Consider the following 13,915-nt stretch of genomic DNA (forward strand, 5'->3'; position numbering starts at 1 on the left):
GAGACTGTCTCCCGGAATGGCGGCATCGCGAATGTTAGCCCAGAAGGCGCATTCCCCAAAACGGCGAAATGGGTGTGGAAAATTCTATCCAGACTTCAGGGCTGGTCGTCGGCGTCCGGCATCATGCCGGTTCTGAGGTATTCATATGCGCGCCAGCGGTCGTCATGCGGCATGCGCGCCCGCCGCAGGGGTTCGGCTTCGACGAACAGCATACGACGGCGGAACGCCATCGGGCTTTCGACCAGCAGGATCGGCTTTTCCGCCTGCACCCCCGGAGGGAACCAGGGGCGGCGAAGGAAGCGGCAGGCTTCTTCGGTCCAGTCCGGTGGCGTGCCGAGATGCCAACGGCGCACCAGATGTTCGCCCACTGCCCCAGCATAGGCATCGAAGACGTCGTCGCCGAGCAGTTCCGGCGACTCCTGGACCCGGGCATAGCGGCTGGCCTCGTCCCGGTCCATGTAGAATTCGTCGAGGAATTCGCCCAACGCCACCGAGAATGTCTGCTGACCGGACTTATAGCGTCGGACGGCCGCGGCCAGCGTTCCAGGACGGCGGTTCAGGTCGTCGGTCATTCTCGCACCCCCGGTCGGCGTAGCCTTGAACGATGTCGTCGATCTTGGCGGCGATGCGCGCATTTATTCCGGGAACCTGCGGATAGCAGAGCGTCACGAGTTCAGCCAACTGCTCTGGCGTTGCCAAGCCTGTGACATCCATCAGAAAATAAAGGTCCCGCCTGTCCCGGGCCAGACCTTCGGGATCGTCAAGCCGGTTGGCGAGCAACTTCATCGCCAGCATGTATTCGGGGGTCGGCAGGTAGACGCGAAGACCGACCGGCCCCTTTTTGGGAAACTCCCCGAACGGAAGCAGGTTCGGCTGAGGATTGCCCTTCGGCGGAGCGACGCTCTTCACCGCCTGATTGAGCCAGTCTTCGGGTAGGCCGAGACGGCGCCCAACAGCATCGGCCAACTGGTAGCCGCGGCTGCGTTCGCTGAGAAACACCGCATCGACGTCTCGTGTCACGTCGCGGATGTTGCCGGCAAGCAAAAGACACGATCCCCCGTAAACCGCGATGTCGATGACCTTGCCGTCCTGTGCGGCAAGGTCACCCATCATCTCGAACGCCTGTTCCAGCAGGTTCCTCGACAGCTCCACGAAGCCTCCGCCGATCTCGCGCCTCCGCGCCGCCGCCATCAAACGTCGATGTCGTCGGCCTTCACGAACTTCGCATTGTCCTGGATGAACTTGAAGCGCAGCTCCGGCCGCTTGCCCATAAGGTCTTCCACCAGCGACCGCGTGCGCTCGCATTCCGGCTTTTCCTCCGGATCCGCGGCATTGGGCACGACCACGCGCAGCAGCGAGCGCTTGGACGGGTCCATTGTCGTGTCGCGCAGCTGGGCCGGCATCATCTCGCCCAGGCCCTTGAAGCGGCTGATGTCGGGCTTCTTGCCCTTGAACATCTTCGACAGCAACTCGTCCTTGTGGGCGTCGTCGCGGGCGTAGACCTGCTTGTTGCCGTGGCTGAGACGGTAGAGCGGCGGCAGGGCGAGGTAGAGGTGGCCCTCCTGGATCAGGCCCGGCATCTCGCGGTAGAAGAAGGTCATCAGCAGCGAGGCGATGTGGGCGCCGTCCACGTCGGCGTCGGTCATGATGATGACGCGCTCGTACCGCAGCTTGTCGGTCGAGAAGTCCTTGCCGATGCCGCAACCCAGCGCCTGGGTCAGGTCGTTCAGCTCCTGGTTGGCCTTCATCTTGTCGACGGACGCGCTGGCGACGTTCAGGATCTTGCCGCGCAGCGGCAGGATGGCCTGGGTCTCGCGCTGGCGCGCCTGCTTGGCGGAGCCGCCGGCCGAATCGCCCTCCACCAGGAACAGCTCGGTGCCCTCCGGGGAGTTGCGCGAGCAGTCGGCCAGCTTGCCGGGCAGGCGCAGGCGGCGGGTGGCCGACTTGCGCGTCATTTCCTTGGACTGCTTGCGGCGCGCCCGCTCCTCGGCCTTTTCGATCAGGCGTTCAAGCAGGCCGTTGGAGCTCTGAGGATCACCGGACAACCAATGGTCGAAGTGGTCCTTCACCGCGGTCTCGACGAGGCGCTGCGCCTCCGCCGTCACCAGCTTTTCCTTGGTCTGGCCCTGGAAATGCGGTTCGCGGATGAAGACCGACAGCAGGACGCAGGCGTCGCCCATCACGTCGTCGGCGGTAACCTGCCCGGCGCGCTTGTTGTTCGTCAGCTCGCCATAGGCCTTCAGGCCGCGGGTCAGCGCGGTGCGCAGGCCGGCCTCGTGCGTGCCGCCCTGCGGGGTCGGCACGGTGTTGCAGTAGGTGTGCGAGAAGCCCTCGTCATCGTCGGGCCACGCAACCGCCCACTCCACCCGGCCCTGGCCGTTGGGGAAGTCGAGCGCGCCGGCGAAGGGCGCCCGCGTCAGCGTCTTACGGTCCTTCAGCGCGGCGTTCAGGTAATCCTGAAGCCCGCCGGGGAAATGCAGGGTTTCCGAAGCGGGCGTGGTGGCATCGACCGACAGCAGCGAGGGGTCGCAGCTCCAGCGGATTTCGACGCCGCGGTAGAGATAGGCCTTGGAGCGCGCCAGCCGATAGAGCCGATGCGGTTCGAAGTGAGCGGACTCGCCGAAGATTTCCGGGTCGGCGTGGAAGCGGATGGTGGTGCCGCGCCGGTTGACGTTGCCGCGATGGGCCAGCGGCCCCTGCGGCAGGCCGCGGCTGTATTCCTGGACGTAGAGCTGCTTTTCGCGGGCGATCTCGACGGTCAGCCGGTCCGACAGGGCATTCACCACCGACAGGCCGACACCGTGCAGACCGCCCGAGGTCTGGTAGACCTTGTTGGAGAATTTTCCGCCGGAGTGCAATGTGGTCATGATGACCTCCAGCGCCGACTTGCCCGGATATTTCGGGTGGTCGTCGATGGGGATGCCGCGCCCGTTGTCGCGCACCATCACCGTATAGTCGGCGCCCAGTTCCAGGTCGATTCGGCTGGCGTGACCGGCTACCGCCTCGTCCATGGCGTTGTCCAGGACCTCCGCCACCAGATGGTGCAGCGCACGGTCGTCGGTGCCGCCGATATACATGCCCGGTCGGCGCCGGACAGGCTCCAGCCCCTCCAGAACCTCGATGTCCTGGGCGGAATAGCTGTCGGCCTTGGGGGCCGTGTTCTCGAAAAGATCGCTCATGACGGGATGATAGGAATTTCGTCAGGGGTGCGCAAGCGCGTCCTGGGCCGTTTATAGTGCGGTGCCACAGGCTTTGGGGCAGGAATTTTTCGTGACGCCGGAGGAAGCATGAGCGCAGCGGACACATATGACTTCGACAATGGCCCTGCCCTGCGGGCCATCGCGATGCCGGCGGACACCAACCCGAACGGCGATATCTTCGGCGGCTGGCTGCTGGCGCAGATGGATTTGGCCGGCGGCACGGTGGCGGTGCGGCGCAGCCATGGCCGCGTCGCCACCGTCGGGATCGAGGCGATGACCTTCCACAAGCCGGTCTTCGTCGGCGACGAGGTCAGCTGCTTCGCCCGCATCGAGAAGGTCGGCCGCACGTCGCTGCGCGTCCGCATCGAGACCTGGGTGCGGCGCGAACGCTCCGGCTCCGATCCGATCAAGGTGACGGAGGGCGTGTTCACCTACGTCGCCATCGGCGAGGACCGCAAGCCGCGCGAAGTGCCGCCGGAGTAAGACGCCTCAGGCAGCCGGCGCCTTGACGAAATGCTGGTGGCCGTGGTCGCACTGGCCGCGGGCGTGCTTGTCATCGCAGCTTTCGCCGGAGGTCAGGCCAATCCAGGCGTGGAGCGTGGTGGGGTCGAAGCCGGCCTCGCGACGGTCGCCGACCTGGATCAGCGGGCGGCGGATCAGCTCGCGGTCGGCCAGCAAGGCGGCCAGCGCCATGGACTCGTCGAGGGCGGCGGGCTTGACGGTGCCGGACTTCACCGCGGCGGCGCGGCGGTTGAACCAGGCGTCGACCTCCCTGTCGCCGAAGAAGGCGCGGAGATCGGCCGCCGTCAGATCGGCGGTGGCGATGTCGCGTTCGACCAGCGTGTGACCGGCGGAGGTCAGCTGCTGCTTCTGCTTGGCGTTCGCCGGGCAACCGGCCAATCCATAGAAAATCACCTCGGCCATGGGGCACTCCGCTGCTGGATGGGCGATCCTGATCCGGGCAGCAATCAGGACCGATTTCGTCCAGTCTAACGGCGGTGCAGCATGAAAAAGGGCGCGACATTCTGCCGCGCCCACATTTTTTCTATGGGTATTCCGAAGCGGTCGGCAGGCTCACTTCTGCAGGCGCTTCAGGGCGTCCTCGACATACTGGTTGGTGTAGGTCTTGGACAGGTCGATGTTGGCGGACGCCACTGCCGGATCGAAGGCCTTCAGCACCTTCAGCGCGGCTTCGGCGCCGTCCTGGGTGAAGCGGCCGTCGGGCGAATAGGTCGGCTTGGAATGCTCGAAGGCCTGGGCGTAGAGGTCCTTGTTGCCGAGGAAATACTCCGGCGGCAGCACCTTCAGCACATCCTCCGTGCTGGCCTTGTTCAGCCACAGCATGGTGCGGACGAAGACGTCGGTCAGCGCCTGGGTGGTCTTCGGGTTCTCCTTCACGAAGTCCGGCTTGGCGTAGAGTACGGCGGCCGGATAGGGGCCGCCATAGACGTCCATGGTGCCCTTGGCCGTCCGGGTGTCGGCCAGCACGGTGATGTCGCCATCGGCCTCGGCCTGGCTGATGACCGGGTCGAGGTTGACGATGGCGTCGATCTCACCGCGCTTGATCGCGGCGATGGCGCTGGGGCCGCCGCCGACGCCGATGACCGAAACGTCGTCCGGCTTCATGCCCAGAGAGGTCAGGACGTAGTTCAGCATGAAGTTGGTGGAGGAGCCGGGGGCGGTCACGCCGACCTTCTTGCCCTTCAGGTCCTTCACCGACTTGACGGTGCCGGCCTTGTTGACAGCGGCCAGCACGATGCCGGGATAGCGGCCGAGCTGCGTCACCGCGACGATCGGCTGGCCCTTGGCCTGCATCTGGATGGTGTGGTCGTAGGCGCCGGTGACGACGTCGGCCGAGCCGCCGATCAGGGCCTGCAGGCTCTTGGCGCCGCCGCCGAAGTCGCTGATCTCGACGTTCAGTCCGGCATCCTTGAAGTAGCCCAGCCGCTCGGCCAGCGTCAGCGGAAGATAGTAGAGCAGCGGCTTGCCGCCGACTGCAATCTTGATGTCGGTCTTCTCGAGCTTCTGCTGGGCGGCGGCCAGTCCGGCGGTTCCCAGAGTTAGGGCGACCGCGGCGGCCGCGATCAGCGATTTGAATTTCATTGGTTTCCTCCCTTTTTCGATTTCCCTGTGGGATTTCAGTGCTGCCCGCCGCTGGTATCCTGCGGGCGCCAATGCAGAAGCCGCTTTTCGATCATGGTGACGGCGGTGTCGATCAGGACGACGAAGATCGTCAGCACCAGCATGCCGGAGAAGACGCCGACGGTGTCGAACACGCCCTCCGCCTGATGGATGCGGTAGCCCAGCCCGGCGGCGGAGCCCAGATACTCGCCCACCACCGCACCGACCATGGCGAAGCCGACGGCGGTGTGCAGCGAGGAGAAGACCCAGGACAGGGCCGAGGGCAGATAGACGTGGCGGAACAGGTCGCGGGAGCTGGCGCCCAGCATACGGGCGTTGGCCAGGACCACCGGGCTGACCTCCTTCACGCCTTGATAGACGTTGAAGAAGACAATGAAGAAAACCAGCGTCACCCCCAGCGCCACCTTCGACCAGATGCCGAGCCCGAGCCACAGCGCGAAGATCGGCGCCAGAACGACTCGAGGCAGTGCGTTGGCGGCTTTGATGTAGGGGTCGAAGACGATGGAGACCAACGGCGCGCGGGCGAACCAGAAGCCGAAGGCGATGCCCGCCACCGTGCCGATGACGAAGGCCAGCGCCGTTTCCAGCAGCGTGATGCCGAGATGGTACCAGATGACGCCCGAGGCGAAATCGGCCCAGGTACGGGCCAGCACCGCTCCCGGCGTGCCGAAGAAGAAGGGGCTTAGGATCTTGGTGTCGGTCAGGACATGCCAGATCAGGAAGAAGGCGATCAGGACGCCCAACTGAAGCAGCAGGATGGCCGGACGGCTGGGCAGGCGTTTGGCGTGGGATCTCATATTCGTCACCGCAGCTTGGTCTGGGCGTAGCCCTTCAGCACCTCGTCGCGCAGCTGCGACCAGATCTCCTGGTGCAGGGCGAGAAAGCGCGGAGTCATGCGGATTTCCGCCACGTCGCGCGGGCGGTCCAGATCGATGCGGTATTCGCCGATCAGCCGCGCCCCCGGCCCGGCGGACAGCACCAGCACCCGGTCGGACATGGCGATCGCCTCCTCCAGGTCGTGGGTGATGAAGACCACCGACTTGCGGTCCGCCGCCCACAGGTCGAGCAGCTCGTTCTCCATCATCTGGCGGGTCTGGACGTCGAGCGCCGAGAAGGGCTCGTCCATCAGGATGATCTTGGGATCGACGATCAGCGTCTGGGCCAGCGCCACGCGCTTGCGCATGCCGCCCGACAGCTGGTGCGGGAAGCGATCGCCGAACCCCTCCAGCCCGACGCGCGACAGCCAGGGCCGGGCGCGGTCCCGCGCCTCTGACTTCGAGACGCCGCGGAATTCCAGTCCGGCGGCGACATTGTCGAGCGCCGATTTCCACGGCATCAGCGCCTCGGCCTGGAACATGTAGCCGGCCTTGGGATTGATGCCGGTCACCGGCTGCCCAAAGGACAGCGCGCGGCCTTCGCTGGGCTTCAGCAGGCCGGCGGCGACGTTGAGCATCGTCGATTTGCCGCTGCCGGTCGGGCCGACGATCGACACGAACTCCCCATCGGCGACGGTGAAGCTGGCGCCCTGTACGGCGGTGTAGGAACGTCCCCGGCCGTCGGGTGAGGGAAAGGTGCAGGTCACGCCTTCCAGCTGGAGGGCGGGCGCCGCGGCGGCCTCGGCCATGTCGGTATGGTCCTTATCTTTTTGGCGGTGCGGTTCGGCGGGCGATGCGCTTTGGTTGGAATGCCATACTGTCCGAACTGAAGCCTATCGGCAACCGATTGAGATCTCCGTGGAATCCGAAAGGAGCCATTCCGCAAACGCACCGCTTACGGTGTCAAAGAAGGGACGCGGGCCCTTATCGGTTGCCGCGGCGGCCCGCCGTCCAGCATCAATGCTTCCATCAATGGCATAGATCGAAAGCCAGTCCTTTTTCCTTCGCGGAGCCGATATGCCCACGCTGCCGAAACGCCCGTTGATCGCACTTGCCGTCCTGGCCGCCCTGCTCGCCGCGTGGCTCGGTTTCGCCGCCTGGTACGATCACCACCAGCGGGCGGACGAGCGGCCGGCCACCTACAGCGCGCTGATCGAGCAGGCGGGCCGTGGGGAGATCAGCTCCATCACCTTCGCCAACGGCACCGGCCATGCGGTCGCCGCCGACGGCAGCCGCTACCGCGTGGTCATGCCGGTCACCGACGATCTGCTGAAGGAACTGCGCGCCCACACGGTCGCCATCTCCTTCGAAGAGGGGCCCGGCGGGCTGATGGCGCAGACGGTGGGCGTGCTGGACCGCGCCGCGCCCTTCGTGGTGGTGGCCCTGCTGATCGGCGGGCTGCTGATGAGCGGCGGGCAGTTCTTCGGCATGGGCCGCGCCACCCGCGTGCGGCCGGAGGACACCAACACCGTGTTCGCCGACGTGGCCGGCGTCGACGAGGCGAAGGAGGAGCTGCGCGAGACGGTGCAGTTCCTGAAGGACCCGCGCCGCTTCGCCATGGCCGGCGCCCGCGTGCCGAAGGGCATCCTGCTGGTCGGCCCGCCCGGCACCGGCAAGACCATGCTGGCGAAGGCGGCGGCGGGCGAGGCCGGCGTGCCGTTCTTCGCCGCGTCGGGGTCGGATTTCGTCGAGATGTTCGTCGGTCTGGGCGCGGCGCGCGTGCGCAGCCTGTTCAAGACCGCCCGCGCCAACGCCCCCTGCATCCTGTTCATCGACGAGATCGACGCGCTGGCCGGCAAGCGCGGCGAATCGACCAGCCATTCGGAACGCGAGCAGACGCTGAACCAGCTTCTGGTGGAGATGGACGGGATCGTCGAGGGGGGAGAGGTGGTGGTCATCGCCGCCACCAACCGGTCGGAGATGCTGGACCCCGCCGTGCTGCGCCCCGGCCGCTTCGACCGCCACATCCATGTCAGCCTGCCCGACGTGGCCGGGCGCGAGGCCATCCTGGGCGTCCATGCCGGCCGCCTGACCCTGGCCCCGGATGTCTGCGCGCGGACGGTGGCGCGCGGCACGCCGGGCTTCTCCGGCGCGGAACTCGCCAACCTGACCAACGAGGCGGCGCTGTCGGCGGCGCGCCAGGGCCGCGTCGTCGTCACCATGGCGGATTACGAGGCCGCCAAGGACCGCGTGCTGATGGGAACGGAACGCCGCAGCCTCGCCCTGACGGCGCACGAGCGGCGGCTGATCGCGGTGCATGAAGCCGGCCACGCGCTGGTGTCCTTGCGCTGCCCGCAGGCCGACCCGATCCACAAGGCCACCATCATCCCGCGCGGCGGCGCGCTGGGCATGGTGGTGCGGCTGCCGGAGGGCGACCGCGTTTCGGTCTCGCGCGCCAAGCTGATGGCCGACATCGCCGTCGCCATGGCCGGCCGCGCGGCGGAGGAGATGGCTTTCGGTCCCGAACACGTCACCACCGGGGCCGAGGCCGACTTCCGCGCCGCCACCGATCTGGCCCGTCGCATGGTCACCGCCTGGGGCATGAGCGAGGAGATCGGCTTTGTCGCCCATGCCGCGGCGGAACCGGGTGCGCGGTCGGAACGGACGGCCTGGCGCATCGACGAGGAGGTCCGCCGCCTCACCGACGAAGGCATGGAGCATGCCCGCCGCCTGCTGCGCACCAACCGCGACGCACTGGACGGGATCGCCCAGGCCCTGCTGGAGCGTGAGACCCTGAGCGGCCACGAGATCGCCGAACTGGCCGACCGCGAGCAGGAGCGCGCCACCGAAGCGGCCTGAGGCCGGGCAAGGACAGTCCGGCACTTTCCGGGGCGCTACCCTGATAAGGAAATGTCCCGCATTGCGGCATGGGTGCATACGGGGGTAGACTGACCCTTACGCGAATAGGGGTTACAGGAGAGGGGCGCGATGACGGGGCCGCTATCCCGCCGCAGGGTTTTGAGAACCGCGCTGCCTCTTCTTTCCGCCCTGCCCTTCCTGGTCTCCCGGCCGGCGGCGGCGCACCAGACCCCCGCCGTCATCCGAGTCGGCGCCTACGAATTTCCGCCCTATGTCGACGAATCGGGCGGCGGCGTCACGCGCGACCTGCTGGACCTGTTCAACACCGCGCAGGATGAATTCCGGTTCGACATGGTGAGGACCGCTCCGCAGCGGCGCTATGACGATCTGGAACAGGGGCGGTTCGACATGATCGCCTTCGAATGCCTCAGCTGGGGCTGGCAGGATCGTCCGGTCGACGCAACCCGGCCCTTCCTGCGCGATGCGGAGGTGTTCGTCGCCAGGGCGGCGCCGGGAATAGACCAGCATTATTTCGACGACCTGAGCGGCAAATCGATTCTCGGACGGCTGGGCTATCACTACGCCTTCGCCGGATTCGAGGCAGATCCCAAGCTGCTGGAACAGCGCCATCACACCCGCGTCACGGTGACGCACGAGGGCAATGTCCGCAGCGTCGTCGCCGGCCGGGCCGACCTCGCCATCGTCACCCGCTCCTTCCTGACCCGCTTCCTGCAGCGCGAGCCGGACCTGGCCCGGCAGGTCCTGGTATCCGAGCGCACCGACCAGATTTACGAGCACACCATCCTGACGCGGCACGACCGCAAGATCACCGCCGGCTGGCTCGATACGCTGTTGGACCGGCTGCAGGCGGACGGACGGCTGGAGACCCTGTGGCGGCGCAGCGGAATCCTCGCGTGAGGCGGCGATCCTCTCTGCTGGCGCGGGTGGCCGGAGCCATCCTGCTGACGACGGCGAGCATCGGTGCTGCCGCCATGCTGCTGTCCGAGCAGATCGTCGAGGGGCAGCGCCACCAGGATCTGCTGCACCGGGCGGAACTGGTCGCCGCCACCCAGGCCGACGCACTGAGCGGCCCGGTGTGGGAACTCGACAACCGCAGCGCCGAGCGCATGATCGAGGCGCTGACCGTCCGCGATCCGGCCATCCGCTCTATCGCCGTCTTCGAGAGCGACCGCGAGGAACCGCTGGCACGCACCTCGTCGGGAGACGTCGGGGATGGCGCCGGTCGAATCACGGTCGAGCGCCCCATCGTCCTGCATGGGCGCGAGGGACGGGTGCAGACGGTCGGGCATCTGCGCATCGTCTATTCGACGGCCGAGGTGCGGCAGGCGACGTTGAACGCGCTGGTTCCGGTGGCCGGGCTGTTGCTGCTGTCGCTGCTGGGTGCGATGGCGGCGCTGGGGCTAACGCTGAACCGCATGGTGCTGCGGCCGCTGCGGCGGCTGACCCAGCTGGCCAGCGCCATGGCGCGCGGCGATTACGGCGCCCGCATGGATGCCGGGCGGAGCGACGAGATCGGCGTGCTGGCCGACGGCTTCAACCGGATGGCGGCGACGGTGCAGGACCATACCAGCACCCTGGAAAGCCGGGTCCGCGAACGGACGGAGGCGCTGGCCGCCACCAACCGCGCCATCATGGACAGCATCAATTACGCCCAGCTGATCCAGTCCGCCATCCTGCCGTCGGCCGATGCGCTGTCGGCCGGGCTGACCGAGCATTTCGTGCTGTGGCGCCCGCGCGATGTGGTGAGCGGCGATTTCTATGTCTGCCGCGAGGTGGCGGACGGCTTCGTCGTCGCGGTGGCCGATTGCACCGGCCATGGCGTGCCCGGCGCCTTCATGACGATGACCGCCAGCGCCATGCTGAACAACGCACTCGACCAGATGGGCGCGGACGATCCGGCGGCGGTGCTGGCCGCCGTCGACCGCAAGGTCCGCGCCGCCCTGCACCAGGAGGGGAAGGCGCGCAGCGGGACGGACTGCTTCGACAATGGTCTTGACCTGGGGCTGTGCCACATCCGTCCGGCCGAAGGACGGCTGGTCTTCGCCGGCGCCCGCGTTCCGCTGCTGATGGTGACCGGCGGCGAGGTGACGGAGTTGCGCGGCGATCGCCTGAGCCTGGGCTATCGCCCCACCGCGAGCAGGCCGGTCCCCGAAGACGCCCCGGGTACTGCCGAGTCGCCCTTCACCAACCACAGCATCGCCCTGCGCCCCGGCCAGACCTTCCTCATCGGCACCGATGGGCTGGTGGACCAGAATGGCGGTGAGCATGGGCGCAGTTTCGGCCGGAGCAGGCTGCGCCAGCTGCTGAGCCAGGGCGGCGACGGACCGCTCGACCGGCTGAAGTCCGACCTGGAAAGCTCGTTGGACCGCTTCCAGGGTAACCGCGAGCAGCGGGACGACATCACCCTGTTCGGCTTCCGCGTGCGGCTGACCGACGCAGCCGCCGTTTCCGGCGCCGGATCCAGCCGCTACGCTGCGTAAAACTCCTGACCGCCTCCCTCAAATCTGTTACAGAGATGCTATTTTTTGTGACAGGTTGTGACGGCAACCCGTCGCGGACGGCAGAAGCCTGCCGAGTTTCTTTCAAAATTTAGGCATCCTAGGGTATGCTGCACCCGCTGAAGTGGTGATTGGGGAGAGCACGGCATGGCAGGTCCGACGATCGTCGTGGTCGAAGATGAGAATTCCCTGCGGTCCGACATGGTCGAGTATCTGTCGAGCTGCGGATTCGATGCGATCGGCGCACGCGATGGGGCGGAACTGGACCGGCTGCTGCGGAACCGCAACGCCGCCATCATCATCCTGGACGTGAACCTGCCGGACGAGGACGGGTTCAAGATCGCGGCCCGGCTGCGCGACAGCCATGGCGCCGGCATCATCATGGTGACCGCGCGCAGTTCCACCGTCGACCGCGTGGTCGGGCTGGAGATCGGCGCCGACGCCTATCTGGTGAAGCCGGTCGAGCTTCGCGAACTGGAAGCACAGGTCAAATCGCTGCTGCGCCGCCTGAGCGAGCGCGCCGCGGAAACGGCGATCCAGGCCGCCAACGGGACCGCAGGCGCCGAGGCCGGCGATTCTGCCGACGAGGCGCGCTGGTCGCTGGACCCTACGGAATGGAGCCTGACCAACCCGGCCGGGATCCGCATCAGCCTGACCAGCATGGAGATGAAGCTGACCAGCCTGCTGGCCGCACAGGCCCGCAAGCCGGCGACGCGCGACCAGATCTCTCAGGCGCTCTACAACCGCCGCTGGAACCCGGAAGACCGCTCCATTGACACCGTCGTCGGCCGCCTGCGCCACAAGGTGGAGGGCGCCATCGGCGGACCGGCCCCGCTCAAGTCGGTGCATGGGGTCGGCTATGTCTTCTCCGCGCCGATCCGGGTGGTCGGCGCCGCCTAGGGGTGGGTCAGTCCCAGGCTGGCAAACCCTGGCCCGGCGACGCCCGATCGGGCGTGCGGCGGGGGAACAGCAGGGTGAAGCTGGTGCCGCGATCCGGCGCGCTGTCCACGGTGATCGACCCCATCAGCGCACCGACCACCAGATTGTGGACGATGTGCAGCCCCAGCCCGCTGCCGCCACGACCGCGCCGGGTGGTGAAGAAGGGCTCGAACACTCTGGCGCGATGCTCCTCGATCATGCCGCGCCCATTGTCGGTGAAGCGAAGGCGGACGGTGTCGGGATCGGGACAGTCGACCGTGATCGTCATGTCCCCTGCCCGTCCGTCGGCGAACGCATGGGTCAGCGCGTTCATCACCAGATTCGACAGGATCTGCGAAAGCACGCCGGGATAGCTGTCCAGTTCCAGGTCGGCCGGGCAGCTCACCGCGACCGCATGGCCCGATGGCCGGAGCTTCGGCTGCAGGCTGACCAGCGTTTCCTGGATGTAGGCGGCGAGGTTGACGCTGCGCCGTTCGGCGCTGGCACGGTCGACCGCAACCTGCTTGAAGCCGGCGATCAGCTGCGCCGCCCGTTCGCAATTGCCGAGGATCAGGTCGGTGGTGTCGGTCGCGGTGGCGAGATAGCGGGTGAACTCCGCCTTGCCAAGCTCGCCTTCGGCGGCCCGCCGGCGCATCACCAAGGTGGCGTCGGCCAGATGCGAGGCGCAGGAAACGGCGATGCCGACCGGCGTGTTGATCTCGTGGGCCACACCGGCGACCAGCGCACCGAGGGAGGCCAGCTTTTCCGACCGGATCATCGCCTCCTGCGCCTCGCGCAGCCTGTCCAGCGCCGCCTCCGCCTCGCTGCGCCGCCGCTCCAACTCGTGGTTGGCGTCGCTCAACTGGGCCTGCAGCCGGTCGCTGACCCGCACGAGGCGCTGCTGCTCCCGCGTGCTGAGTTCGAAGGCGGCGATCAGGTCGCGGAACTCCGGCAGGCAATCGGGCGCCAGCGCGCCCAGCCTCGTCTCCAGCGCGCGGGCCTTGGCAAGCGCCTCCTCCTCCGCGGCGAAGAGGTTGAAGCTCACGGGACCCCGCCGGCGGGCAACTCCCGCATCTGGAAGACGACATGCCGCAAGTCCTCGGCGAAGTCCTCGCCGAGTTCGCGCATCGATTCGTCATTCTCTTCGACGCACCAGGTCACCGTCACCGGCCGCCCGCCCCGGGCCACCGTCTCCAGCATCTGGAAGATGTTCATCAGCGCCTTGGCGCTGGAGCTGTTGAAATAGAGAAGCTCCATGTCGAAGCGGATGGCGCCGCCGTCCGGACGGTCGAGAAAGCTGCGCAACGCGTTGAACACCGGACCGAAGAACCCGGCGACGTCGTCCGGGTAGGATTCTCCGGTCATGCGTAAATGGCCGACGGCGAAATCGAAGAAGACGCCCGGCGTGCGTCCGGTTGCGGGGATGATCAGGCTGTCCATGTCGTATCGCTCGGTTCGGCCG

14 protein-coding genes are annotated in these 13,915 nt (G+C 67.2%); 5 read left to right on the forward strand and 9 right to left on the reverse strand.

Going from position 1 to position 13,915, the window contains the following annotated elements:
* Positions 1–95: 95 nt before the first annotated feature.
* The 3 genes from TSO5_RS09800 to parE are packed head-to-tail and all read right to left on the reverse strand — an operon-like array spanning position 96 to position 3,179.
* Positions 96–572, reverse strand: coding sequence for a hypothetical protein (locus TSO5_RS09800; RefSeq protein ID WP_109151409.1), 477 nt, complete (start codon positions 570–572; stop codon positions 96–98).
* The gene (locus tag TSO5_RS09805; RefSeq protein WP_109151410.1) at positions 514–1,191 is read right to left on the reverse strand and encodes a hypothetical protein; all 678 of its coding nucleotides are present in this window, start codon (positions 1,189–1,191) and stop codon (positions 514–516) included. Before TSO5_RS09805 ends, TSO5_RS09800 begins: the two co-directional genes overlap by 59 nt.
* Complete coding sequence (gene parE / locus TSO5_RS09810; RefSeq protein ID WP_109151411.1) at positions 1,191–3,179, reverse strand: DNA topoisomerase IV subunit B; 1,989 nt, start codon at positions 3,177–3,179, stop codon at positions 1,191–1,193. Before parE ends, TSO5_RS09805 begins: the two co-directional genes overlap by 1 nt.
* A 108-nt stretch (positions 3,180–3,287) precedes the next feature.
* Between parE and TSO5_RS09815 the strand changes: the two genes are divergently transcribed.
* A complete protein-coding gene (locus TSO5_RS09815) occupies positions 3,288–3,683 on the forward strand; it encodes an acyl-CoA thioesterase (protein ID WP_085089201.1) in 396 nt (131 codons plus the stop codon).
* Positions 3,684–3,689: 6 nt separating this feature from the next.
* On the opposite strand, the gene TSO5_RS09820 is transcribed toward TSO5_RS09815, so the two are convergent.
* From TSO5_RS09820 to TSO5_RS09835, 4 genes are all read right to left on the reverse strand, one after another.
* Complete coding sequence (locus TSO5_RS09820) at positions 3,690–4,124, reverse strand: ArsC/Spx/MgsR family protein (protein ID WP_109151412.1); 435 nt, start codon at positions 4,122–4,124, stop codon at positions 3,690–3,692.
* A gap of 150 nt (positions 4,125–4,274) precedes the next feature.
* A complete protein-coding gene (locus TSO5_RS09825; protein WP_109151413.1) occupies positions 4,275–5,303 on the reverse strand; it encodes an ABC transporter substrate-binding protein in 1,029 nt (342 codons plus the stop codon).
* Between the two features lie 35 nt (positions 5,304–5,338).
* Positions 5,339–6,139, reverse strand: a complete 801-nt coding sequence (locus tag TSO5_RS09830; RefSeq protein ID WP_109151414.1) for an ABC transporter permease — start codon at positions 6,137–6,139, stop codon at positions 5,339–5,341.
* 5 nt (positions 6,140–6,144) lie between these two features.
* Entirely contained in the window at positions 6,145–6,966 is an 822-nt protein-coding gene (locus tag TSO5_RS09835; protein WP_109151415.1) for an ABC transporter ATP-binding protein, read from the reverse strand.
* A gap of 268 nt (positions 6,967–7,234) precedes the next feature.
* Between TSO5_RS09835 and ftsH the strand changes: the two genes are divergently transcribed.
* The 4 genes from ftsH to TSO5_RS09855 all read left to right on the forward strand — a co-directional run bounded on the left by ftsH (position 7,235) and on the right by TSO5_RS09855 (position 12,435).
* The gene (ftsH, locus tag TSO5_RS09840; protein ID WP_109151416.1) at positions 7,235–9,016 is read left to right on the forward strand and encodes an ATP-dependent zinc metalloprotease FtsH; all 1,782 of its coding nucleotides are present in this window, start codon (positions 7,235–7,237) and stop codon (positions 9,014–9,016) included.
* A gap of 129 nt (positions 9,017–9,145) precedes the next feature.
* A complete protein-coding gene (locus tag TSO5_RS09845) occupies positions 9,146–9,934 on the forward strand; it encodes a transporter substrate-binding domain-containing protein (RefSeq protein WP_109151417.1) in 789 nt (262 codons plus the stop codon).
* Positions 9,931–11,517, forward strand: a complete 1,587-nt coding sequence (locus TSO5_RS09850) for a SpoIIE family protein phosphatase (protein WP_247870677.1) — start codon at positions 9,931–9,933, stop codon at positions 11,515–11,517. The genes TSO5_RS09845 and TSO5_RS09850 overlap by 4 nt, the downstream gene beginning before the upstream one ends.
* Positions 11,518–11,682: 165 nt before the next feature.
* A complete protein-coding gene (locus TSO5_RS09855) occupies positions 11,683–12,435 on the forward strand; it encodes a response regulator transcription factor (protein WP_109151419.1) in 753 nt (250 codons plus the stop codon).
* A 7-nt stretch (positions 12,436–12,442) separates the two neighbouring features.
* Here TSO5_RS09855 and TSO5_RS09860 read toward each other — a convergent pair whose 3' ends face one another.
* Together TSO5_RS09860 and TSO5_RS09865 are read right to left on the reverse strand one after the other, a co-directional pair.
* Positions 12,443–13,498, reverse strand: a complete 1,056-nt coding sequence (locus TSO5_RS09860; RefSeq protein ID WP_109151420.1) for a HAMP domain-containing sensor histidine kinase — start codon at positions 13,496–13,498, stop codon at positions 12,443–12,445.
* Positions 13,495–13,893, reverse strand: coding sequence for a DUF1987 domain-containing protein (locus TSO5_RS09865; protein WP_109151421.1), 399 nt, complete (start codon positions 13,891–13,893; stop codon positions 13,495–13,497). The genes TSO5_RS09860 and TSO5_RS09865 overlap by 4 nt, the downstream gene beginning before the upstream one ends.
* Between the last annotated feature and the right edge of the window lie 22 nt (positions 13,894–13,915).

It is taken from the genome of Azospirillum sp. TSO5, assembly GCF_003116065.1.
In the GTDB taxonomy this organism is placed as follows: domain Bacteria; phylum Pseudomonadota; class Alphaproteobacteria; order Azospirillales; family Azospirillaceae; genus Azospirillum.

Coding starts and splice junctions, on each gene's coding strand:
- TSO5_RS09800 (WP_109151409.1), bottom strand. CDS start 572: ATGACCGACGACCTGAACCGCCGTCCTGGAACGCTGGCCGCGGCCGTC.
- TSO5_RS09805 (WP_109151410.1), bottom strand. CDS start 1,191: ATGGCGGCGGCGCGGAGGCGCGAGATCGGCGGAGGCTTCGTGGAGCTG.
- parE (WP_109151411.1), bottom strand. CDS start 3,179: ATGAGCGATCTTTTCGAGAACACGGCCCCCAAGGCCGACAGCTATTCC.
- TSO5_RS09815 (WP_085089201.1), top strand. CDS start 3,288: ATGAGCGCAGCGGACACATATGACTTCGACAATGGCCCTGCCCTGCGG.
- TSO5_RS09820 (WP_109151412.1), bottom strand. CDS start 4,124: ATGGCCGAGGTGATTTTCTATGGATTGGCCGGTTGCCCGGCGAACGCC.
- TSO5_RS09825 (WP_109151413.1), bottom strand. CDS start 5,303: ATGAAATTCAAATCGCTGATCGCGGCCGCCGCGGTCGCCCTAACTCTG.
- TSO5_RS09830 (WP_109151414.1), bottom strand. CDS start 6,139: ATGAGATCCCACGCCAAACGCCTGCCCAGCCGTCCGGCCATCCTGCTG.
- TSO5_RS09835 (WP_109151415.1), bottom strand. CDS start 6,966: ATGGCCGAGGCCGCCGCGGCGCCCGCCCTCCAGCTGGAAGGCGTGACC.
- ftsH (WP_109151416.1), top strand. CDS start 7,235: ATGCCCACGCTGCCGAAACGCCCGTTGATCGCACTTGCCGTCCTGGCC.
- TSO5_RS09845 (WP_109151417.1), top strand. CDS start 9,146: ATGACGGGGCCGCTATCCCGCCGCAGGGTTTTGAGAACCGCGCTGCCT.
- TSO5_RS09855 (WP_109151419.1), top strand. CDS start 11,683: ATGGCAGGTCCGACGATCGTCGTGGTCGAAGATGAGAATTCCCTGCGG.
- TSO5_RS09865 (WP_109151421.1), bottom strand. CDS start 13,893: ATGGACAGCCTGATCATCCCCGCAACCGGACGCACGCCGGGCGTCTTC.